General features: G+C 65.1%; 20 protein-coding genes. 2 read left to right on the top strand and 18 right to left on the bottom strand.

Translation table 11 applies throughout. The annotated features are described in order from the left end of the window. Nucleotides 1-10 precede the first annotated feature (10 nt). Entirely contained in the window at nucleotides 11-1,186 is a 1,176-nt protein-coding gene (locus tag ACOOGG_RS12670; RefSeq protein WP_420435573.1) for a steroid 3-ketoacyl-CoA thiolase, read from the bottom strand. 93 nt (nucleotides 1,187-1,279) lie between these two features. Here ACOOGG_RS12670 and ACOOGG_RS12665 point away from each other — a divergent pair, with 93 nt between their 5' ends. Continuing rightward, nucleotides 1,280-2,947: a class I adenylate-forming enzyme family protein gene (locus ACOOGG_RS12665; protein WP_420435571.1), complete on the top strand. Its 1,668-nt coding sequence runs from the start codon at nucleotides 1,280-1,282 to the stop codon at nucleotides 2,945-2,947. A gap of 20 nt (nucleotides 2,948-2,967) precedes the next feature. On the opposite strand, the gene ACOOGG_RS12660 is transcribed toward ACOOGG_RS12665, so the two are convergent. The 9 genes from ACOOGG_RS12660 to ACOOGG_RS12620 form a co-directional block, all read right to left on the bottom strand. Continuing rightward, on the bottom strand, nucleotides 2,968-4,356 hold the full coding sequence (locus ACOOGG_RS12660) for an amidohydrolase family protein (RefSeq protein ID WP_420435569.1): 1,389 nt from the start codon (nucleotides 4,354-4,356) through the stop codon (nucleotides 2,968-2,970). A gap of 218 nt (nucleotides 4,357-4,574) precedes the next feature. After that, nucleotides 4,575-5,690: a methyltransferase family protein gene (locus ACOOGG_RS12655; RefSeq protein WP_420435567.1), complete on the bottom strand. Its 1,116-nt coding sequence runs from the start codon at nucleotides 5,688-5,690 to the stop codon at nucleotides 4,575-4,577. A 28-nt stretch (nucleotides 5,691-5,718) separates the two neighbouring features. Further along, complete coding sequence (locus ACOOGG_RS12650) at nucleotides 5,719-6,753, bottom strand: zinc-binding dehydrogenase (protein ID WP_420435565.1); 1,035 nt, start codon at nucleotides 6,751-6,753, stop codon at nucleotides 5,719-5,721. A gap of 10 nt (nucleotides 6,754-6,763) precedes the next feature. After that, complete coding sequence (locus ACOOGG_RS12645; protein WP_420435563.1) at nucleotides 6,764-7,159, bottom strand: type II toxin-antitoxin system VapC family toxin; 396 nt, start codon at nucleotides 7,157-7,159, stop codon at nucleotides 6,764-6,766. Further along, nucleotides 7,156-7,401: an antitoxin gene (locus ACOOGG_RS12640; RefSeq protein ID WP_420435561.1), complete on the bottom strand. Its 246-nt coding sequence runs from the start codon at nucleotides 7,399-7,401 to the stop codon at nucleotides 7,156-7,158. Before ACOOGG_RS12640 ends, ACOOGG_RS12645 begins: the two co-directional genes overlap by 4 nt. An 81-nt stretch (nucleotides 7,402-7,482) precedes the next feature. Further along, a complete protein-coding gene (locus tag ACOOGG_RS12635; RefSeq protein WP_420435559.1) occupies nucleotides 7,483-8,421 on the bottom strand; it encodes an ABC transporter permease in 939 nt (312 codons plus the stop codon). 4 nt (nucleotides 8,422-8,425) lie between these two features. After that, complete coding sequence (locus tag ACOOGG_RS12630; protein WP_420435557.1) at nucleotides 8,426-9,517, bottom strand: ABC transporter permease; 1,092 nt, start codon at nucleotides 9,515-9,517, stop codon at nucleotides 8,426-8,428. Continuing rightward, the gene (locus ACOOGG_RS12625) at nucleotides 9,514-11,136 is read right to left on the bottom strand and encodes an ABC transporter ATP-binding protein (protein WP_420435555.1); all 1,623 of its coding nucleotides are present in this window, start codon (nucleotides 11,134-11,136) and stop codon (nucleotides 9,514-9,516) included. Before ACOOGG_RS12625 ends, ACOOGG_RS12630 begins: the two co-directional genes overlap by 4 nt. Next, complete coding sequence (locus ACOOGG_RS12620; RefSeq protein ID WP_420435553.1) at nucleotides 11,133-12,233, bottom strand: BMP family ABC transporter substrate-binding protein; 1,101 nt, start codon at nucleotides 12,231-12,233, stop codon at nucleotides 11,133-11,135. The genes ACOOGG_RS12625 and ACOOGG_RS12620 overlap by 4 nt, the downstream gene beginning before the upstream one ends. Before the next feature lie 185 nt (nucleotides 12,234-12,418). Here ACOOGG_RS12620 and ACOOGG_RS12615 point away from each other — a divergent pair, with 185 nt between their 5' ends. Continuing rightward, on the top strand, nucleotides 12,419-12,631 hold the full coding sequence (locus ACOOGG_RS12615) for a hypothetical protein (RefSeq protein ID WP_420435551.1): 213 nt from the start codon (nucleotides 12,419-12,421) through the stop codon (nucleotides 12,629-12,631). Between the two features lie 7 nt (nucleotides 12,632-12,638). Here the strand turns inward: ACOOGG_RS12615 and ACOOGG_RS12610 are convergent, their stop codons facing one another. The 8 genes from ACOOGG_RS12610 to ACOOGG_RS12575 all read right to left on the bottom strand — a co-directional run bounded on the left by ACOOGG_RS12610 (nucleotide 12,639) and on the right by ACOOGG_RS12575 (nucleotide 22,276). Beyond that, entirely contained in the window at nucleotides 12,639-13,826 is a 1,188-nt protein-coding gene (locus tag ACOOGG_RS12610) for an aromatic ring-hydroxylating oxygenase subunit alpha (RefSeq protein ID WP_420435549.1), read from the bottom strand. After that, nucleotides 13,823-15,343, bottom strand: coding sequence for a class I adenylate-forming enzyme family protein (locus tag ACOOGG_RS12605; protein ID WP_420435547.1), 1,521 nt, complete (start codon nucleotides 15,341-15,343; stop codon nucleotides 13,823-13,825). Before ACOOGG_RS12605 ends, ACOOGG_RS12610 begins: the two co-directional genes overlap by 4 nt. After that, complete coding sequence (locus ACOOGG_RS12600; protein ID WP_420435545.1) at nucleotides 15,336-16,922, bottom strand: hydantoinase B/oxoprolinase family protein; 1,587 nt, start codon at nucleotides 16,920-16,922, stop codon at nucleotides 15,336-15,338. The genes ACOOGG_RS12605 and ACOOGG_RS12600 overlap by 8 nt, the downstream gene beginning before the upstream one ends. Beyond that, entirely contained in the window at nucleotides 16,919-19,009 is a 2,091-nt protein-coding gene (locus ACOOGG_RS12595) for a hydantoinase/oxoprolinase family protein (protein ID WP_420435543.1), read from the bottom strand. Before ACOOGG_RS12595 ends, ACOOGG_RS12600 begins: the two co-directional genes overlap by 4 nt. Before the next feature lie 4 nt (nucleotides 19,010-19,013). Continuing rightward, nucleotides 19,014-19,397, bottom strand: coding sequence for a cupin domain-containing protein (locus tag ACOOGG_RS12590; RefSeq protein ID WP_420435541.1), 384 nt, complete (start codon nucleotides 19,395-19,397; stop codon nucleotides 19,014-19,016). Between the two features lie 18 nt (nucleotides 19,398-19,415). Then, nucleotides 19,416-19,895: a VOC family protein gene (locus ACOOGG_RS12585; RefSeq protein WP_420435539.1), complete on the bottom strand. Its 480-nt coding sequence runs from the start codon at nucleotides 19,893-19,895 to the stop codon at nucleotides 19,416-19,418. A 108-nt stretch (nucleotides 19,896-20,003) separates the two neighbouring features. Continuing rightward, nucleotides 20,004-21,269 (bottom strand): amidohydrolase family protein, encoded by a 1,266-nt coding sequence (locus tag ACOOGG_RS12580; protein ID WP_420435537.1) that lies wholly within the window; start codon nucleotides 21,267-21,269, stop codon nucleotides 20,004-20,006. A 50-nt stretch (nucleotides 21,270-21,319) separates the two neighbouring features. Next, a complete protein-coding gene (locus ACOOGG_RS12575) occupies nucleotides 21,320-22,276 on the bottom strand; it encodes an SDR family NAD(P)-dependent oxidoreductase (RefSeq protein WP_420435535.1) in 957 nt (318 codons plus the stop codon). Nucleotides 22,277-22,290: the final 14 nt, after the last annotated feature.

Here is a 22,290-nt window from a genome sequence, read left to right as displayed (position 1 = left end):
TGCCGGAGGGCTAGACCCTTTCGATAAGCGTGCCCGTGCCCAGGCCGCCACCGCAGCACATGGTGATCAATCCCCACTGGCCGTCGGTGCGCTCCAGCTCGTGGAGGGCCTTGGTGACCAGGATCGAGCCGGTGCCGCCAAGTGGATGGCCTAGGGCTATGGCGCCGCCGTTGGGGTTCACCCGCTCCATGTCGGGCTCTAGTTCAGCGGCCCAGCACAGCACCACCGAGGCGAAGGCCTCGTTGATCTCCACCACGTCGATGTCCTTCATGGCCAGTCCGGCGCGCTCCAGCAGCCGGTGAGTGGCCGGGATCGGCCCCTCCAGCATCAGCACCGGGTCGCACCCCACCAGGCAGGTCTCCACCACCCGGGCTCTCGGGGTGAGGCCGAGCTCCTCGGCCCGATTGGCTGTGGTCATCAGCACTGCTCCGGCCCCGTCGGAGATCTGTGACGACGACCCCGCGGTATGCACGCCGTCGGGCCGGGCCACCGGCTTGAGCGAGGCCAATCCCTCCAGGGTGGTCTCCCGCATGCCCTCGTCGGTGCTCACGGTGACCATCTCATCGGTCTTTTTGCCGTCCTCATCCAGCACTGGGGCCTCGATGGGCACAATCTGGGTTTCGAATCGGCCCTCCGCCCAAGCCCGAGCCGCCCGCTGCTGCGAAGCGAAGCCGAAACGGTCGCAGTCCTCCCGGGTGATGCCCCACTTGTCGGCCATCCGCTCGGCCCCCTCGAACTGGGAGGTGAACTCGTAGTGGGCGAAGTAGTCCCGGGTCACCGGGCGGCCCACGCCGTCGGCCGACGCGTTCGCCCCGATGGGCACGATGCTCATGCTCTCCACCCCGCAGGCCAGCACGGCGTCTTCCACCCCGGACTTCACCAGGCTGTAGGCCAGGTTTACCGCGTGCTGCGACGAGCCGCATTGGGAGTCCACCGTGCTGCACGCCGTTTCCTCCGGCAGCCCGGCGGTGAGCCAGGCGGTGCGGGTCACGTTCATGGCCTGGGCGCCGATCTGGTCGACGCAGCCGCCCACCACCTGGCCGATGGCCGCGGGATCAATGCCCGACCGCTCCACCGCGGCCGACTGCACCTGGCTGAGCAGCGAGGTGGGATGGACAGAGGACAAACCGCCGTTTCGCTTGCCCACTGGGGAGCGAACGGCCTCGACAATTACAACCTCAGTCATGGGGCCACGATAGAGCTTCAGCCCGTGATCCAACCCGTCGAAGCCGATGTGCGACCGGTGAGTTGGCGCCATAACTGATTAGGGTTCAGGGCCGTGGGTGTTCGCGAGGACGTGATTCAGGAGCTGACCGGGCCGGGCGGGCTTTTCGAGCTGACCACCGAAGAGGTTCTGGGACAGCCAGCAGAGGTGTTCACCAGCCGGATGCGCTCACTGCGGGAGATGGTGGCCAACACGGCCAACTTCAGCGACCGGGAGTTTCTGGTGCTGGAACAGCAGCGGCTCACCTTCGACGGTTTCATTGCCCAGGTGGCAGCAGCCGCCGCGGCCCTGCAACAGCGGGGCATCGGCCACGGCGACCGGGTGGCCATCTTTGCGGCCAACTGCCCCGAGTGGGTGGTGTCGTTCTTCGCCGCCACCAGCATCGGGGCCATCGTGTCGGCTTACAACGGCTGGTGGACCGCAGACGAGGTGGACTATGCCACCTCGCTGAGCGAGCCCGCGCTGGTGATCGCCGACCGCCCCCGATTGGAGCGATCCGGCAAAGGCCAAACCAATGCTCCGTGCCTGGTGATCGAGGATGACTGGGCTGATTTCACCGCCTCTGGCGTCGGAGCCACCCTGGACAGCATCGATGTTGCGTTGGCCGAGGAGGATCCGGCGGTCATCTTGTTCACCAGCGGCACCACCGGCCGCCCCAAGGGAGCGGTGGCCACCCATCGGGGGCTGATCGGCTTCGTGCAGTCCACCATGATGAACGGCGCGGTACGGGTGTTCGCTGAAATGCGCACCAATCCTCCGGCCGACGACGGCTCAGCCCCCAGCCCGCCGGCCCAGGCGGTCACGTTGGGTACCTCGCCGTTGTTCCATGTTTCGGGGCTGTACGGCTCCACGCTTATCAGCATGGTGACCGGGGGCAAGATCGTGTACCGCCGGGGCCGCTTCGAACCCGATGCCGTGCTTCAGCTCATCCAAGACGAGGGGGTCACCGCCTTCGCTGCTTTGGGCAGCATCGGCTCGCGGCTGGTGAACCACCCCCGCTTCGGGGAATTCGACACCTCCAGCATCGTCAACGTGGGCTTCGGCGGCGCCCCGGCCAGCCCCGCGGTGCAAGACATGATGCGCCAAGCCTTTCCCAACGCCGCGCCCGCGGTGGGCATGGGCTACGGGTCTTCGGAGTCGGTGGCGGTGGTCGCCACCATCGGCGGCTCCGAGTACCGGGAGCGGCCCACCTCCTGCGGTCGGGTGGCCATCGGCTTCGAAACCGAGATCCGCGGCCCCGACGGCCAGGCGCTGCCCACCGGGCAAGAGGGCGAGATCTGGTGCCGCAGCGCCTACACCATGCTCTGCTACTGGAACGACCCCGAGGCCACCGCGGCGACCATCGATGACGACCGATGGCTCAACACCGGCGACATCGGCCGTTTCGACGACGACGGCTACCTCTACATCAACTCGCGGGCCCGGGACATGATCCTGCGCAATGCTGAGAACATCTATCCCATCGAGATCGAATACCGCCTCGACGCCCACCCATCGGTGGCCGAATCAGCGGTGTTCGGCGTGGACCACCCCGAGATGGGCCAAGAGGTAAAGGCCGTGGTGGTGCTCACCGACAACGCCTCGGTAGTCCCCGACCACCTGGCCCAGTGGTGCCTAGAGGTGCTGGCCCCCTACAAGGTGCCCAGCCTCTGGGAAATCCGCCCCACACCCCTCCCCCGCAACGCTGCCGGCAAGATCATCAAGCGGGATCTGTATTCCTGAGCAGGCTCTTGGCCTCCCCATTACCAGATAGGGAACTTGGCCTTGTCGGGGAGACCTGAGCGGGCAACCACGGCCTCGCCGGCCTGCTGGCAACGAGTGTAAAAGGTGTCCTCGTCGATGGTGGTCATGCGGCCAGCTTCCACCACCCTTTTGCCGTCCACGAACACGGTGTGAACCCCCCGGCCGTCGGCTGACCACACGAGCTGGTTCATCACGTTCAACAGCGGCCGCCACTCGGGACGGTCGGTGTCGTGCAGCACCACATCGGCCAGCTTGCCCGGCTCCAGCGAGCCGATCTGATCGTCCATCAACATGGTGCGAGCGCCGCCCAGGGTGGCCATCTCGTAGGCCTTCTCGGCCGGGAACATCTGGGGATCCATGCGGGCGTCTTTGAACAGCCCGGCCACCAGATAGGTGGCCCGCATCAAATCGGAATAGTTGGAGGCGTTGTTGCCGTCGGTGCCCAGGCTCACGTTCACCCCGGCGGTGACCATCTCGGGGATCTTGCCGATCTGGGTCACGCCGTAGCTCACCTTCAGCGCGGTGGTGGGACAGTGGACCACCGACGAACCGGCCCCGGCTAGAAGACCGATCTCCTGTTCGTCAACGTGTACGCAGTGGGTGATGGAGGTGTCGTCGCCCAGAACCCCCAGCTCACCGAGATGCACCATAGGCCGCTGGCCGAAGGCGGCAATGAAGGTGTCGGGGTCGAGCCGGGCCGGTGACATATGGAAGCTCAGCCCTACATCGAACTCGTCGGCCGCGGCCCGAGCCGCTTGCCACAGGGGGTCGGAGCAGGTGGTGTGGCCCACCACCATCGACCACGCCCCCAGCCGGCCCCCGGCGGCGCCTTTGAACCGCTCGACGGTGTCTCGAAGGTTGGCTATGGCCTCATCGGTGTCTTGGCGGTACACGCTGGGCTCTGGCGGCAGATCCCACACCCACTTGCCGATCCGGCCCCGGATGCCGGCCTCGTCGAGGCCGTCCACCACCTCGTCGACGAACCGGATAGTGCCCGCCTCCAGAAAGCAAGTGGTGCCCGACTTGAGCATCTCCACCGCGGCCAACTGTCCCGACAGCCGCTCCTCCTCGGCGGTGTACACCGAGTAAAGGGGGCACAGCCACTGGAACACGTTCTCCTCGAACGGAGTGTCGTCGGGGACATAGCCTCGGGTGAGGGGCTCGCCGGTGATGTGGATGTGCGTGTTGACCAGCCCCGGGGTGACCACAAAGCGGTCGCCGCCCACCGTCTCGGCTGCTTGGTAGCGGGTCTCAAGATCGGATGTTTTTCCTACGTCGACTATCTGATTGCCTCTAATGGCTACGGCACCGTTTTGAATGATGTCGCGGGTCGGGTTCATGGTGACGACGTACCAGGCTTTGATGAGGGTGTCGATGGGTTCGGTCATTGTGTTCCTTTATTGGGGGGGTTGGTGGCGCGCGTCCGGGCGGCGGCTCCTGGTCTCGGGTGTTGGCGCTGGTCCGGCGGGGCGGCGGGGCCTGTCCCGGCCCAGCCCGCCGTCCTCCGCGGGGTCCGGGCGGCGGGCGCCCTGAGCCGGGCCACCCACCGCCCCACCTTGTCTCCCGTTCCCGGGGAGGGGAGCCGCCGCCCTTGCGTTGCTATCCATCAGGGAACCCGCTCTTGTTGGGAGTTTCTGGGTTTTGTGGCGACATAGGCGTATTGGTGGCCTATGGGTTCTATTAGGCGGAGGGATTGGAAGCCAGCCTCTTGCAGCCAGGTGGCGACCTGGGATGCAGCTATGGGGAAGCCGTGGACGGTGCTGGCCATCATGGTCATGGCCATTAGGACGCTGTGGGGGCTCCATTGGGGTTCGGGGGCTATGAAGTAGTCGGCTAATAGCAGGCGGCCTTCGGGGCACAGGGCCTCGTGTGCTCTGGCGATGAGGCGGCGGGCGCCGTTGGGGCCCTCGGTGCGGCAGACGTGGCCTAACACCACGATGTCGTAGGACTCGGGCTCGATGTCGATGGTATGGAAGTTGCCGGGGCGGAACTGGCAGCGGTCGGCCACACCGTGCTCGACGGTGGTGCGGCGGGCTATGTCGATTACTCCGTCTAAGTCGTTGATTACTGCGGTGGCGTCGGGGCAGGCCTTGAGTATGGCGATGGCCCATGGGGCTCCGCCTGCTCCCAGGTCCAGCACCTGGGGTCTGTCCATGGCGCTGTAGCGCACTTGGAGGTCGGCTCGGGTGGCGGCTCGGAGCATTGTGGTAAAGGTGCCCTCGACGAGGGGTCGGTAGAAATCGGCCGGGTTGTCGTCGATCGGCTCGGCGGGGCTGCCGGCCCGGATGGTGTCGGCCAGCCTCGACCAGTTGTCCAGTGGGCCGGGGGCCACCGGGACCAGCGAGGCCATCGACGCCGCGCCGTCGGTGGTGAGATAGCGGGCCGCGGTGTCGTTCAGGCCATACCGTCCGCCTACCCGCTCCAGAAGCCCGAGCACCGCCAGAGAGTCAAGCAGCGATTCCAGGTGGGGAGCCGACACTCCCAGCTCATCGGCCAGCTCGGGCGCGGTCACTTCCGGCGGGATGCCGGGGTTGGCGCCCCGGTCGGACAGGGCGTCGAACACGCCCAGCTCCAAGGCGGCCACCAGCACGTGGAACGATCCGAAGCCGCCGATGACTTCCCACACCGGGGCTGACGTCGGGGGCTTGTGGTCGGTCCAGGGGCGGCCTACCCGCTCGGGAACATGGGATTTCTTCAGCTCGGGATACGGAGAATCAGCCACTCGTTCTCCCGGACTCCATCGACCCTGTTCAGGGCTTCAGCAGGATCTTGCCGAAGAAGTCGCTGGCCAGCATCTTGGCCTGGGCGTCGGCGGCGTCGGCCAAGTCGAACACCGAGTCGACCGCGGCGATGAAGCTGTTGCCGCAGAAGGTGGCCCAAGCCGGGCCGAATTCCTCGGGACGGTAGGGGTCTGATCCCAGAATCTTGATGCCGGAGTGGAATACGTAGCCCAGCGACGGAATCACCGCCTCGTCGCCCGAGGAGTTGCCGCAGTTCACCAACCGACCCCTGTTGCCCAGGGCGAACAGCGACGGGCCGAACAGGGCGGTGCCCACATGGTCGAACACCATGTCTACCCCAGCTCCAGATGTCAGCTCCCGGGCCCACCCAGCGACGTCGCCGGTTCGGTTGTTCAGCACATGGGCGGCCCCTAGCTCCAAGGCCCGCTCGCACTTTTCGTCGGAGCCCGCAGTGGCCAAAACAGTGGCTCCGGCGTTCACGGCCAACTGGATGCCAGCCACCGACACCCCCGAGCCGGCGGCGTGGATCATAACCGTCTCCCCCGCGCTCAGCCCGCCCACATCGAACAGCGCATGGGCGGCGGTCAACCAGCAAGTTGGGAAAGTGGCCGCGGTCTCCAGCGACATGGCGTGGGGCACTGGGTAGATGTGGGACACCGGCACCAGGCACCGCTCGGCGTAGCCCCCGTCGACGGTGCCGCCGATGATGCCCAGCTCACCGTACAGGTCGCCCCGTCCCCCCAGCTTGGAGCGGTCGTCCACCCCGGCCAGCGACGGGTCCACCACCACACGGTCGCCCACGGCCACCCCGTCGACCTCAGCGCCCACCTCCGACACCACCCCGGCCACGTCCATGCCCGCGATATGAGGCAGGGTAAAACCGGGCATGGCAAACCAGCCATTGCGCTGCACCACATCTAGCCGATTGAGCGCAGCAGCCACCACGTCCACCACCACGTCCACCGGTCCCGGCTCGGGGTCGGGCACCTCCTCGTAGCGGAGCACCTCAGGGCCACCGGGCTCGAGGTATCGCATCGCCTTCATCGCCGCACCCTCACTTCAATCGCTCGATCCATTCAATTGCGTCAAAGCCGCCGTCAAAGCTGAATATGCGGCGGGACCCGGCCTCCCGCATCACCGCGGCGTGCAGTGCGCCGCGTGCCGACAAACCTGACGCTGTCCTCAGCATCTCTCGGGCAGCACGAACTGCCGGCAAATCGATACTCAACACTTCATCGACCAGGCCATCCAAACTCTCGAAAGCTGCATCAATGGCCTCTTTGCGCCGTATGGCGCAATATCGGTGGAGGATCTCCTGATACACCTCTACGTCTGTGATGAAGTGCTCGCCCTCCCTCACCAGCTGGGTCAACACCGCCACAGCCCTGTCTTTGTTCGGGTGCTCTGCACCCACCAAGTACATGGGTACGTTGGAGTCGACAAAGATCAATCCAGTCCCCGCCCCGCGTCTATCTCATCCAGCATCACCTCAATATCCGCAGAGGGAAACCGGTATCTTGACGCCTCAGCGATCACTCGCAGCTTCGCCTCCATGGTCCCGGTTTGGCCGCTCTTCGCCTCGCGTAAAGCCTGCCTCACCCACTCCGCCAGTGTCATCCTCTGCTTGCGGGCAATCCCCTGAAACTCAACATACTCCTGTTCGTCCAGCAACACTTGCAGGCGTTTTGACACGAGAACAGTCTATTTGCCTCATCACTAATGAGTCAACATGTTCGCCACTAACGCCATCGTCCAGATCCCAGAGCAATCAGATCATTTCAGCCCGCGGATGAACGGTTGGGCTAAGGCGGCGGGAGGCCTCACCCGACGGGCGAAAATGGCCATGGCCCCGATGGTCACTAGGAAGGGCAGCCCCTGCAACAGCTCGGCGTTAAGCTCGTAGCCCAAGCCTTGTAGTGAAAGCTGGAACGACAGGGCGCCGGCAAACAGGATGCACCCTCCCATGGTCCCCCACAAGGTCCAGCCGCCGAAGATCACTGCGGCGATGGCGATGAATCCCCGTCCCCCGATGATGGAATCATCAAAAGCAGCCAGCCGGGCAAACAAGAAGAACGCCCCGCCCAGTCCCGAGGTGAGTCCGGCATAGTAGATGGACTGGCGACGGCGGCGGTTCACGTCGATTCCGCTCACATCGGCCGACTGGGGGTTCTCTCCCGCGGCTCGAAGCTCCAGGCCCCATCGGGTGCGAAACACGAGCCACCACGAGAACGGCACCAACCCATACAGGATATAGAACGGCCACGGCTCTCCGAATAGCGCCTCACCGAATAGGGGGATGTCCACCAACAGGGGGATCTCCAACTTCGAGGCGAAGGCCGCTTGGGGATCGATCTCCCGATCCAAAAACCCAGCCAACCCGAACACCAAGATATTGAGGGTAAGGCCGACCACGAACTGATCAGCGGTCAAACGATGGCTCATCTCGGCTTGCACGATGGATATGAGCAACCCGCCGATGGCGCCGAAGACTATGGCCACCGCCACCGAGTCGGTGAAGTGATAGCCGAGGGCTCCCGCGAAGGCCCCGCTCAATAGCATCGCCTCCACCGAGATGTTCAGGGTCCCCGACTTTTCGGCTACCCACTCCCCGGTGGCGGCAAAGGCCAGCAGTGCCGCAAACAGCGCCCCGTTGATATAGGTGGACTCGCTGGACAGAACATCGCCCACCGCAGAGAAGAAGTCAATCAGCACAACATCACACCCTCTCGGTGGCCGCCGCTCGGGCTCGACGCCGATCCCGCAGGAAGATCACCGCCGGGGGCACTAGCAAGGCCAGCACCAACAGGCCCTGCACAACGTCAGTTATCCGGCTCTCCACTCCGGTGCTATTCACGAAGCCCGCTCCGGTTCGCAATCCGGCGAACACGAACGCGGCCACCACCGCAGGCAAGGCGCGCTCCCGGGCCACCAGGGCGACCAGCAGCCCGGTCCAGCCGATGTTGTCAGAGAACCCGGGCACCAACTGGAAGTTGCCGAAGGAGAAGCCCCCACCCGCGAACATGGCCGCCCCAGCCAAACCGGCGAATGCTCCGCCGATGGCCAATGCGGATGCCCCGTAGGCGGTGGAGGACACCCCGGCTCGCTGGGCGGCTCGAGCGTTGTGCCCCAGCATCCGGAGCCGAAACCCCCACACCGTGCGGGCCAGCACATAGGCCACCATCAGGGCCATGGCCAAGGCCAGATAAACCGTGATGGGGAATTCGTTGCCAAAGATATCGGGGCGCGGAATTCGGTTGTCGTCAGCAAGCTGCGAGCTCACCTGGTTGCGATTGCCCCGGTCTCCTCCTGGGGCCAAGAGCAGCCAGTCCTGCTTCAACCCATAACCGATTGCCTGGGCAGAGACGGTCACCAGCAACAACGTGCTCAAGACCTCGGGCACCCCCCGCCAAAAGCGCAGTAGACCGGCCACCGAAGCCCACACCGCACCGCCCAAGGCGCCGAACAGCATTATGATCACCAGGTTCAGGGGACCAGGACCACCGATGAGAAAGCTGAAATAGACCGCGAATGCCGCCCCTATAAGAAGCTGGCCCTCTTGGCCGATGTTGATCAAGCCGGCCTTGGCTGAAATCACGGTACCGAGGGCCACCAGCAACAGGGGGACGGCGACTCCCAAAGTCTCCCCCCAGCGGCCAGGCGCCATGATGCTGCCGTCCACCAGGGCTTCCATCACCGGCCACCAGTCGCCCCCGGTGGTCTCGATGATCACACTGGCCAGAACCAAGGCAGCGACGATGCTGGCGACATACATGGCCACCCACTCCGCTAAGCGCGCTCCCTTCGTCATACCTCGCTACCACCCATCAGAAGCCCGAGGGTTTCGAGGTTGGCGTAGGCGCGAGAGAGTTCGCCGACGATCCGGCCGCGGGACATCACCACGATCCGGTTGCTCAGATCCAAGATCTCCTCCAGCTCGCTGGAGATCAGCAGCACGGCAACGCCGTCGGCCGCGGTTTGGCGCAACCGATCAGTCATGTACTCGATGGCCCCTACATCCAATCCCCGGGTGGGCTGGGCCGCCACCAGTATGTGGGGCTCAGCCACCAACTCCCGGGCCAGAACCACCCTCTGTTGATTGCCACCCGACAGCGACCACAACGGGGCGTCGGGTCCAGAACACCCTATGTCGAATTCTTCTATCAATTGCTGGGCCATCTCAACCATTCGCCGCTTGTCCATGACCCCATGCCGGGCTACCCGGTTTGGGTTGACCATGAGCAGGTTCTCGGCCACGGTCATGTCCAGCACCACGCCGGAGTCATGGCGGTCTTCGGGTATCACCGCCACCCCGGCCTTGGCCATGGCCCCAGGCGAACCGGCTGGTACTTCAACGCCGTTCACCACCACCCGACCGGCGTTAAGCGGGACCAAGCTGGACAACACATCGCCCAGGGTCCGCTGGCCATTGCCCTCTACCCCGGCCACGCCCACGATCTCCCCTGCCCTTAGATCCAGGCTGAAGTCATCCAGCAGCACTGCCCCACCACGGCCTCGTACCGCGGCTCCTTCGATCCGCAGCACTGATCCAGCTGAGTCCAAGGCCGGCGATGCAGTTCCCTGTTCAGTGGGGCTGACAGGCACTGATTCCAAACCTGCGTCGTCCACCTCCGCCAGGCCGAAGGCGGCCCGCTCAGACCGAAGCGAAACCTCCCGGCCCACCATGGCCCGGGCCAGGCTTCGGGCATCTGCTTGCTCAGTGGGCACTCGAGCCACTACTCGGCCTTGGCGCATGATGGTGATCTCATCGGTTGCGTGAAGAACCTCATCCAACTTGTGGCTGACCAACACCACGGCCCGCCCCTCGGTAGCCACCACTTCGCGCAGCGTGCTGAAGAGCTGCTCCGACTCTTCGGGGGTGAGCACTGAGGTGGGCTCGTCAAACACCAGGATGTGGGGGTCGCGGCGAAGGCACTTGATGATCTCCACCCGTTGGCGCAGTCCGGCGGTGAGGTCGCCCACCCGGGCTTCGGGTTCGATCTCCAAGCCGTACTGCTCGCTGATGGCTGTAACCCGGTCGCGCACCTCAGATGAACTGAGCCGCCCACCTTCGCCCAGAGCGACGTTCTCCCAAACGGTGAGCTGGTCCACCAGGCTGAAGTGCTGGTGGACCATGGCGATACCCAAGGAAGCCGCGTCTAGCGGATCGTGAATGGTTCGGGGTTGACCATCGATGCGAATGGCACCGGCATCAGGCAGTGCCAAGCCGATGAGCACCTTCATGAGAGTGGACTTGCCCGCTCCGTTTTCTCCCAGGATGCCGTGGATGCGCCCCCGGTGCAGGACTAGGTCAACCTGGTCGCAAGCAACAATTCCGCCGAAGCGCTTGGTTATCCCCGTTAACTCGACCGCGGGCGCCGAAGGGCCATTTCCCCCGGCGCCCATCAATTCGGTCGTCGGGTCAATCACCCGCCGCCGTAGGCTGCTCCGGAGATTCCTCCGAGCACGCCCAGCAGTTCGCCGTCGGTGGCGACCGCTTCGAAGGCGTCGGCCAGCATCGCCGTTGCCTCTGCGGAGGGATCACACAGCTCGCCGCCGTTGAGACCTTGCTCGGTCGGGAACTGATAGGTAGCGCCCTCGGTCAGATCTCCAGAGATGATGCGGGGCAGCGCCTGCTGGGCATATAACCCGCCGTCGAACACGATGGCGCCCGTCCAGTCGATTCCGTCATCGCGGGAGCAGATATCGGCGGGACCAGCCGCAAACACGGCGATGCCCTCCTCGGTGGCCAATTGGCCGACCGGGTTCAGCGCCCCGCCCAAATAGGCGTAGGCCAGGGTGGCGCCTTCAGCAATGGCGTTGGTGAGCGCCGCGGTGGCGTTGGCCGAGTTGTCGAAGTCGAACGGGAAGCCACCAGTGGCTACATACTCCATGGTGTACGACGGATCGACCGACTGGAGGCCGGCCACGGTGGCGTTGTAGGCCTCCTGTTCGAAATTCAGGTCGCAACAACCCAGGAACACCGTTGTGTCGCCGCCGTGATCGGCCAGAGCCGCTCCCATGGCCACACCGGCGGTGTAGTGGATTGGCGCCCCCCAGTCAGTGGCCTGGGCCAAACCGGGAATCTCCGGGAACCCGGCCCCGCAGTTGCAGTACCAGAAGATGTTGGGATATTGCTCAGTGAGGTCGGCCAGGGGCTCGGCGATCTCACTAGCCCCAACCAAGATTACGTCCACCCCTTGCTCTGCCAGGTCGGACATGGCTTGGGCAGCCTCAGCCGCGCCGATGTTATCGCTCACGATCGGCGGAGCGAATCCGTTTTCGGCTGAGAAGTTTTCGGCAAAGTCCACTAGCGACTGGTAATAGCCCTGGTCGTCGCGAGGTCCAGCGGCGGCAACCCCAATGGTAAGGGTGCCGTCGTCGTCGGCATCAAAGGTCTCCAACAATGCTGGATCAACAGCCGATTCATCACCATCATCATCGTTGCCGCAGCCGGCAGCTACCAGGGCCAGCACCGAAAACAGTGCGGCCAGCAGCCCCAATGTGCGGGTCAGTCGTCTCGTCATCGTTCCCCTCCAGAGATGTCTATCCATTCGGCCCACTTGGCGCTCCGCAGCCTACTCCTATGACAACCTGCTCGTCTTGCCGACCTCTACCCTCCCCGCGGCCGTTGCCGCACACGCCGTAGGCCGCGTTACAATCTGCTCAATCTTCCCCCAGCAATCCGTCTCAATGGAATGAGGAGAACCTCATGGACCAAGCCATACTCGCCCTGCTGGGGGTAAGCATCACCCTGATGCTCTATCTGGATCGAGGTCGACGCGCCGACATCGCCCTGCTTCGAGAAGAAACTCAAAGGGGTTTCGCCCAGCTGACTGAAGTCGTTATGGACTTGGTCAACCGGGTGGGCCGGCTTGAGGGCCGGGCGGAAGCCGCTTCGACGCCGACTAAGCCTTCCCCGTAGTCAACGGTTACGCCCCGTCTGGCAACCCTGCGCTCGTCGGCCAGTGCTGGCGGTAGCGCTGTACCAACCAGCGGTTGAATTGCACGTGGGTCTCCTCCTGCCAGGAGTAACGGCCCCGCACGGCGAAGCGAGACCGCAGGCCCCGCTGCACCTTGGTGGTGGCGTCTTGGTCTTGGGCTACGAACACCTGGACCCCGTCGTCGCTGGCCTGGAGCAGGTGGTCGAACATTGGGTGCTCTAGCGATGTGGGATGCAGCAGGTAGCCGATCTCCACGTCGATGGTCTCCGCCGAGGTGGGCCGCACGATGAAGAAGAACGCCATGTCGGGGGCGGTGCCGATGCAAAGCGAAGGTGGGACCAGCGCGAAGGTGGACCGCCACCGCTCCTCCTCGGTGAGCTTGGGAAACACCGGCAATAGAGCCTTGCGGGTGGCGTTGAACCCGCCGTCGATGTGGGTGTAGCCGTTCTCTCGGAAGATCACGTTGGAATCGTCTGACCACGGCACCGGGAACCGGGCCATCTCCGAGGGGCAGAAGTCCTGGATCACCTCGTGGAGACGGTTGGCGTGGTAGCCGTCGTTGAAGTTCTCGAACATGACCTTCCAGTTCCAGGGCAGGTCTTCGAGCGTGAAAGTGCCGGGGCACACACAGTTGTCAAGCTCGTAGTTCGCCAGATAGGGCTCGTAGCGCTCCAAAGTGGGGGCCAGCGGCGCAGCGTCGGGATTGAAGTTGACGAAGACGAACCCGTTCCACAGCTCAACTGCCAGATTGGGCAGGCCCCAGTCGTCATTGTCAAAGTCCTCGGTGCGCTCCATGGCCGGGGCGCCCATCAGGCGGCCGTCGAGGCGATAGCTCCAGTGATGGTAGGGGCACCGGAATGAGCGGCTGTTGCCCTCTCCCTCCGCCACCTGCATTCCCCGGTGGCGGCAGATGGCCGAGAAAGCACCGACGGAACCGTCTCTTTGGCGGGCCACGATGATCGGCTCTGTGCTCACCGTGGTGGTGAACCAGTCGCCGGTCTCGGGGATGCGGCTGGCCACCCCCACACAGCACCATTCGTGCTCGAAGAGCGCCTGGCGCTCAAAGGCCAGGAACTCCTCTGAGGTGTATATCTCAGGGGGAAGGGTCACCGCGGTGGCCACATCGGTGATCGAGTCCTCGAACGATTCGAGCAGTTCCCCGGTAAGCAGGGTCATTTGGTCACCCCCTGTTTCTCCTTCTGCGGCGCTTCCGCCTGTTGTCGCAGCAGGAATTTGCGGATCTTTCCCACACTTGTGCGGGGCAGTTCGTCCATAAGCGTAAACGAACGGGGCTGTTTGGCCTTGGCCAGCCGCTCGAGGCACCACGACGACAGCTCATCGGCTGCCGGGGGGCTGGCCGGGTCGGCGGGCACCACGAAAGCCACCGGCACTTCGTCGCGCACCGGGTCAGGGGTGCCCACCACTGCGGCTTCAAGCACTGCGGGGTGCGAGGCCAGCACCGACTCCACTTCCACGATGGAGACGTTCTCCCCGGCCACCTTGAGCACATCGGAATGGCGGCCGTCGAAATAGTGGCGGCCATCGGCGTCGACCGCCGCCCGGTCGCCGGTGCGGAACCAGCCGTCGGGGGTGAACGAGGCCGCGGTGGTATCCGCGTCGTCCAGATAGCCGGCGAACAGTGTCGTGCCAGGGTCGCCTCCCACCAGCACCTCGCCGTCGCGCACCATCACCTGACAACCGGGGGTTACCTGGCCCATGGACGACGGAACGGGGTTGTCGGCCGGCTCGGTGAGCACGGCGGGGATGGTCTCGGTCATGCCGTAGAGCTGGCGGGGACGGCATCCGAACCATCGGGCCAGGGTCTCGTACTGGTCGTCGGCGATGTTCTGCGCGTACCAGCAGTGGCGCAAACCCAACCCGCCAACAGGAGCACTCCGGGCCAGGATCATCCGCATGGGGGCGGCGAAAAGGCTGGCGCAGGTGGCCTGGTGGCGCGCGGCCTGGGCCACAAAGCCGCTGGCTGAGAAGGCGGGCATGAGCGCCGCCGAGGCCCCCGTCCAGATGGCTGAGGCGAAGGAGTAGTACTGGGCGTTGGCGTGGAACATGGGCAGCACCACCAACTGGCGGTCGTCGGGGGTCAAGTCCGCCCGCTCGGCCATAACTTGACCGCAGAAGGCGTAGTTGGCCTGGGTGATCTCCACCCCTTTGGGCCGCCCGGTGGTCCCCGAGGTGAACATCACCGCGGCCCGGTCTCGCAGATCGACCGCTGGCCAGTCCACCCGGGCGCTGCCGGCCAGCGCGTCGAGGTTGCCGGTGGTTTCGTCCACCTCGGTGATGGCCAGACCAGGGCTCGCCGCCGCCGCTCGACGGTAAACCTCAGACCGATCGATGGAGCAGAAACCGGCCTTCGGCCGAGTGCGCTCGATGTGGTCGGCCAACTCCGGCACCTTGCCCAAAGGGTCGGAGGGAACGATCCACGCCCCTAGCCGGTTGGCGGCCAGCCATAGGGCCACAAAGGCCGGGGTATTGGTCAGCGCCAGATGTACTGAATCGCCTGGGGCCACCCCCCTCTGGATCAAACCTGCGGCGACGTGGGTGACGACAGCGTCGAACTGCTGGTATGTCCAGGTGGCCACAGCGCCGTCGGGCCGCTCAAAGACCAAGAAAACGGCATCGCCAGCCCGTTCGACCGCTCGTTCCCAAACGGACGTAAACGTGACCGGATCAGCCATCGGGAGATCCGTAGCCTCCGCCTCCAGGCAGTTCGAGGCGCACGACATCATCAGGGTCGAGCGTTATGCGGCTCTGGGTGGTGACCGGCTCCCCGTTGACTTGGAATGAGCCCGCCTCTCCCGGACCTCCGCCAAAAATACCCTGGGGCGGATCGGACAATCTGCTGGTCACCGCGTTGAGCAGCCAGGGGCGGGACGTGTCCACGCTGAACTCGATTGTCTGGCCCATACCACCGGGCTGGGCGCCTGGCCCCTCAGAGCCGGGCCGCAGCGCTTTGCGGGTGAAGCGCACCGGTGCGGAGGCCTCCACTACCTCGATGGGAACTGCGCTCACCCCGGTGGGATAGGAGCATGCGTGCAAGCCCGGCTTGGAAGCCCGAGCTCCCACCCCTCCGGCGTAGGTGAACATGGCGGTTATGAACGGGGTTCCGTCGTCGTGGTTGCCGCTCACCTGCATGGTCCACACCGCGCCCGCCCCCTCGGCCATGGACTCCTCCGGCTTGACCTGGGCCAGGGCTTTGAGCAGGGCGTTGGGCAGGAACATGCCGACAACATGGCGAGCGGTACCCGGCTGGGGCAGCACCGCGTTCACGATGGACCCCTCGGGGGCAGCCATCTTGATCGGCGCCAGGCTGCCGTGGTTGTTGGGGATCTCAGGGTTCAGCACCGAGCGCACCGTGAACGTGGTGTAAGCGTGGGTGTAGTTGCGGACCACGTTGATACCCCACGGGCTGGCCTCCGACGTTCCGTCGTAATCCACCATGATCTCCCCGGCATCGGGGTCCACCCGCAACGAGCACACGATGTCGATGCGGCTGCCGTCGGCCAGATCGAGCACTGCGTCGGCCTGGTATTCCCCCGCCGGCAGCTCGGCGATGCTGGCCCGGGTGGCCGCCTCGGAGCGGTCGATGATCTCGTCGGCCAGCTCCTCTATGTCGTCTAGGTCGTAGGCGTCGCACAGGGCGCCCAGGCGTTGGGCGCCCACCTCACCCGAGGCCATCTGAGCGTGCAGGTCGCCGGCCATGTGGTCGGGCTGGCGGACGTTGGACAGGACGAACTTCCACACGTCCTGGTTGCGCTCGCCCCGCTTCATGAGCTTGCAGATGGGGATCCACAGGCCCTCTTCGAAGCAGTCCCGGGCCCCTGCGCCGATGCCGTAGCCCCCCACATCGGTGTGGTGGATGGTGGAGCCGAAGTAAGCGATGGGCACGGGGTCGCCGCCCGCGGCCGGGGCGCGCCACACCGGGACCAGCACGGTCACGTCCAGTAGCTGGCCCGCGGTGAGATAGGGATCGTTCGTGACCAACACATCGCCGGGCTCAAGAGCGTCAGGGGGGAACTCCTCCAGCATGTTGGCCGCCCCGATGGCTAGGGAGTTGATGTGGCCGGGAGTGCCGGTCACTGCCTGGGCCACCATGCGACCCCGCTTGTCGAACACCGCATTGGCCAGATCGCCGGCTTCCCGCACGATGGGGCTGAATGCCGCTCGCTGGAGCGCCCGGGCCTGCTCGTTCACCACCGAGATAAGCGACTGCCACAAGATCTCGAGTTGGATGGGGTCGTAGGTGGTCTGGCTCATTTCTCCTCCAGCACGGCGATGAGGCTGGCGTCGTCGGCAACGGACACATTCCACCCAGGGCGGATGATCGACGTTGTCTCCCGCTCCTCCACGAGGGCAGGACCGAGGAACGACATGCCAGCGGCAAGATCGGCGCGGCGGTAGACCGGGACTTCTACCGCATCCTGCTCTCGGCCGAACACCGCGGTGCGGGTGGAAGCCGGTTGGAATGGGCTGTCAGGTGCGGATTGCACCTCCGCATCTACTTCGGCGATCTCGGCCGGGTCGGCTCGGGCCGCTAGGCGCCAGGTAACTATCTCGATGTCCACGTCGTCGATGGTCATCCCGTATATGTGGCGGTATTCGGCCTCGAATGCTCCGACCACCTCGTCACCAGATGCCTCCCAGGCGTCCCCCTCGCCCACCCAAATGGTGATCTCATTGCCCTGGCCGGTGTAGCGGGCGTCGATGCCGTAGCGGAAACTAATGTCAGCTTCGGGCACCCCCGCGCTGAGCAGCACCCGGCGGCCCTCCTCCCGCAGCTCGTCCAGCAGACTGTCGCGCTCTGCGGGGTCGATTTCGGCAAGTTTCACCGGCATGGAGCGAGCCAGGTCGATACGCACCGGAGACACCAGCGTCCCGAAGGCCGACAGCACGCTGGCGTTCACCGGGAACACCACCCGATCAGAGTCCAACAGCTCGGCCACCCGGCAGGCATGGGGCGGTCCGGCCCCGCCGAAGGCCAGTACGGTGACGCCTCGCAGATCCACTCCCCGCTCCACCGCGTGCATGCGGGCGGCCGCCGCCATGTTCTGACTGACAACCTCGTACATCCCGGCTGCGGTGTCGATAGTCGACATACCGAGGCCGGCGGCCAGCGGTTCTATGGCCGCCTGGGCCCGTCCGGCATCCAGGGGCATGTCGCCGCCCAAGAAGGCATCGGGGTCTAGCAGGCCAAGCACCACGTCGGCATCGGTCACCGCGGGCTGATCGCCACCCTGGTCGTAACAGGCCGGACCGGGGTCAGCGCCGGACGACTCAGGGCCCACCTTGAGCAGGCCGAACTGATCAAGGTGGGCCAAGCTGCCTCCTCCGGCGCCGATCTCAACCAAATCCACCGACGGCACTGACACCGGAAAGCCTGATCCCTTCTTGAACCTATAGCGCCGCGCCACCTCGAAGGTGTTGGTCAGCGCGGGCTCGCCGTCTTCCACCAAGGTGGCCTTGGCAGTAGTGCCGCCCATGTCGAAGGCCAGTAGCCGGTCCTCCCCCATGCGGTTAGCGAACCATCGAGCGGCCAGGGCGCCGGCGGCCGGACCCGACTCCACCAGCCGGATCGGGGCGGAGGCGGCGTCGTCGGCCGACACCACTCCTCCGTTGGACAGCATCATCAGCACCGAACCGCCGAATCCCTCAGCCGAAAGCCACTTCTGAAGCTCGTCCAGATAAGGCCCGATGATCGGCATGGTGGCCGCGTTGCAGGCCGCGGTGATCATGCGGGGATACTCCCTGATTTGCGGCGAGATGTCAGCCGAGGCGCACACCGGCACCCCCAGTTCCCGGCGCAGTTCCTCGGCCAACAGCCGCTCATTGGCCGGGTTGACATAGGAGTTGAGCAGGCACACCGCCACCGACTCGACCCGGGCCTCGGCCAATTCGCCGACCAGCGCAGTGACGCTCGCTGCCGACGGCACCGCCAGCACCTCGCCGGTGGCCGCGGTGCGCTCGTCGATCTCGAAGGTGAGCTCTCGGCTTATGGGCGGGGCGGGAAACTCGATCTGAAGGTCGTACATGTCGTAGCGGTGCTCGTCGCGGATCAGCAGGGTGTCGCCAAAGCCGGAGGTGGCGACCAGGCCTGCCCGACCGGTCTTGTTCTCGATCAGGGCGTTGGTTATGAGCGTGGTGGCGTGAACGATAGGAGCGGTGATCTCGCCGGGGGCCACTTTGGCCTGGCTCAGCAACTGGCCGACCGCGGTTTGCACCCCTTCGAGGGGAGCGGCTGGGGTGGTGAGGGCCTTGTTGACCGTTACCGCTCCGGTGGCGGCGTCCAGCAGCACTGCATCGGTGAACGTGCCCCCGATATCAACCGCCAGCCGCCAGTCGGACATGGGATTAGCCCTCAATCAGGTCGTCGCGGGGCGGGGTGAACACGTCTAGGATCCAGCACTCCCCGTATTCGTCGTCGCCTATGAACACCGAATCGCCGTGCCACACCCCTTTGGGAGCGATGTAGGCCTCGCCCTCGCCCAAAACCACCCGCTCCTCGCTGTCGGGGTCGTCGTTGATGCGGAAGTCGAGCTTGCCCCGCACAATGATGCCGAGTTGCTCGTGATCTTCGTGGCGGTGCAGGAACGACCCGGTTACCCCGCCGGTGATACGCCAGAAACAGAGTTGGAGCCCGTCGCCGGTGATGACCCGGCGGCGAAATCCCTCCCGATCGGTTTCGACAAACAGCTCGTCGTCGTAGAAATAGCAGTACTGGTTGGTGAGACTCATGGCTGCGGCCCCGGTTGCTTAGTCGGCAGCCAAAGCAGCGAATCGCCGCTGCTCTTGGGTGAGATCCAGGGGCCGGATGATGGCCTGATTCTCCTCATCGCCCCAGTGCTGGGGTGGCACCAGCCACATAACCTCGAACTCCAAGCCATCGGGGTCTTTGGCGTAGAGGCTCTTGTTGGCCCCGTGGTCGCTCTCGCCGTACAGGGCGCCCGCATCCACCAGCCGTTGGCGGATGGTGGCCAGCTCGTCAAGGGTGGGCACCTCCCAGGCGATGTGGTACATCCCCACCGATCGCCGACCGGCCGCGGAGGGCTCAGCCCCGTCGCCAATGGAGAAGAAGGCGATGTCGTGATGGTTCTCCGACGCCGGCGCCCGCATAAACACAAACTGCCCCGGCTCGTCGATGATCGTCTCAAACCCCAGCACCTCGGCATAAAACTGCTGCTGGCGCCGAGCATCGCGCACATACAGCACCGCATGGTTCATCCCGGTGATCATCGGCCTGCCCCTCTCATATCCCCCTCAGCGTACCCAATCCCAAGAGCGGCCCCCATCAGGCAGCAACCACTTCAACCACCAGGCTGCACTCCAGTCCAGGATGTGTCCTCAGCTTGTGATCACCGATTCAAGGGATGGGTCGGTGTTGAAGGAGAGGCCTTTGGATACGGGGAATTCGGCTAGGGGGGTGTGGACATCGGCTGCTAAGGGGCCGATGCGGGCGGCGATGGGGGCTAGAGCTTCGGTGTCGAAGTTGTAGAGCTCGGCGGCCACGTCGGTGAGCATCGCTTGGCATTCCTCAACAGGCACATCCCACATGGTGGCGGCGAGGGCCTCGGTGGTGTAGCCGATGGAGCCCTCGTCGTGGGGGAAGTCGGCCCCCCACATGATGGTGTCCATCCCCACGGCGTGGCGGTACTGGACCTCGGACCGAGGCAGCATGGAGGCCCCTATGCGGCAATTGCGCTGCCAGTATTCGTGGGGCGAAAGCGACAGGCCGTCCACGGTGTCGGAACCGAAGGTGGGGGCGTAGTTGAGGGTGCGCGGGTCTCCGGCGTACTTGCTCTGGATGTTGCGGAGCCGCTGGTCGATGCGGTTCAGCTCCTCGAGGACCCACCGCATCCCCCACATCTCGGTCCACACCACCCTCAGGTCGGGATGGCGTTCGAACACCCCGCCCAGGATGAGGTGGATGAGAGTGCGCTTGGGCCACAGCTCGTATTCGGTGAACGTCACCCCCCAGGCCACCGGATTATCGCCCAGATCGGGGCACCCAGAGCCCATATGCTGGTGGACCGGCATGTCCAGCGAGCTACACACGTCCCACAGCGGGTCGTAGCGAGGGTGGAAGAACGGCTCGACTGTGTGATTGGGCGGGATGGCGGGAATCATCACGCCGCCGATTACCCCGGTCTCGGAAGCCCAGCGCACCTCGGCAACGGCGTCGTCTAGGTCGTTGGGCAGAAGCTGTACGAGGCCCTTACGACGCTTGGGCTCGTAACCGCAGAACTCCACCAACCAGCGGTTGTGGGCTTGCAGACCGGCCCACCGGCGGGCATAGGCAGCCGCAGTGTCAGGCACTCCGGACAGGTGGACCAAGATGTCGTAGAAGGGGGTGAGCGTGTTGGGGAACAACACCTCGCCGGTGATGCCCTCTGCATCGCAGGCCGCGGTGCGAGCATCGCTGTCCCAGTTGACCTTGGCCGTGTCCATATCCCGCAGGTCGACCCATGGGTTGGTTATGGCCGCCTCCCAGGCGTCGAATTCGTCGTGCCAGACGGGATCCAGGAATTCCTTATAGGTGCGGGTCAAGGCACCGGCGTGGGTGTCCGACGAAAGGATCATGTACCGGTCGCCGGTCTGGTTTTGGGCCATGTCCCAGCCTATTGCACCCTCAGGCTCATCTGCCCGGTGCCGAGCCGCAGTTAGGGCTCGAAGACTTGGAGGTCGGGGCGGTCTTCTAGGAGGTAGTCGTTGGCCAGGTCTTCAGTGAGGTGGCGGCCGGAGAATGCGTCGAGGGCGTCAAGGGTGAGGCCGTCGTCTTGGTACACGGCCGCCTCTCGCTGGGGCTCGCTCAGGCGGCTGACGATGTCGCCGGAGATGTGGAACGTGCGTCCAGTCACGTGGCGGGCGGCATCGGTACACAGCCACACCACCATCGGGGCGATCTTGCGGGGGGCGTAGGCCTCGTCGGTATCGTCGGGGGTAGGGGCAGCACCGCCCCGGGGGGCCATGGTGATGGCCATGAGATCGGTCCACCGAGCGGTGCGGATGGCGTACTCCGCGGTGGACGCTCCCACCGCCCGGGGACGGATGGCGTTGCACCGCACTCCGAAACGGCCCAGCTCCCGAGCCGCGGTGCGGGTCAGTCCGATGACTCCCTCTTTGGCGGCGGAGTAGGCGCAGTGCGACGGGTGGCCGAAGCCCGACCCCGAACTGGTGTTGATGATCACACTGGTGTCCTGTTGCACCAGATGGGGCACGGCATGCTTGATCATGGCGAAGTAACCCTTTAGGTTGACTCCAACGGTGAGGTCCCACTCCTCCTCGGTGAAGCGCCAAATGTCGTTATTGCGCCCGGCAGTGGCGTTGTTGATCAAGATGTCGAGCCGCCCGAAGGCGTCCACTGCCTGCTGCACGATCTCGGCGGCGCCGTCCCAGGTGGCCGACGTGTCGCTGGGTACAGCATCGCCCCCGGCATCGTTGATCTCGTTGGCCACCCGCTCGGCGTTGGCTACCACCCCCTCTGGGGTCTTGCGGATGCCAAGGTCGTTGACCAGGACTTTGGCGCCCTCGGAGGCCAGGAGATGTGCGTGCTCTCGCCCGATGCCGCCCCCAGCTCCGGTGACGATTGCGACTTTGCCATCTAGACGGTTTCCCATGCCGGCCACCCTAG

Source organism: Candidatus Poriferisocius sp. (assembly GCF_965214065.1).
GTDB lineage: Bacteria > Actinomycetota > Acidimicrobiia > Acidimicrobiales > Bin134 > Poriferisocius.
Note: the sequence above shows the minus strand (reverse complement) of the source record. Positions and strands in the feature narration are given on the sequence as shown.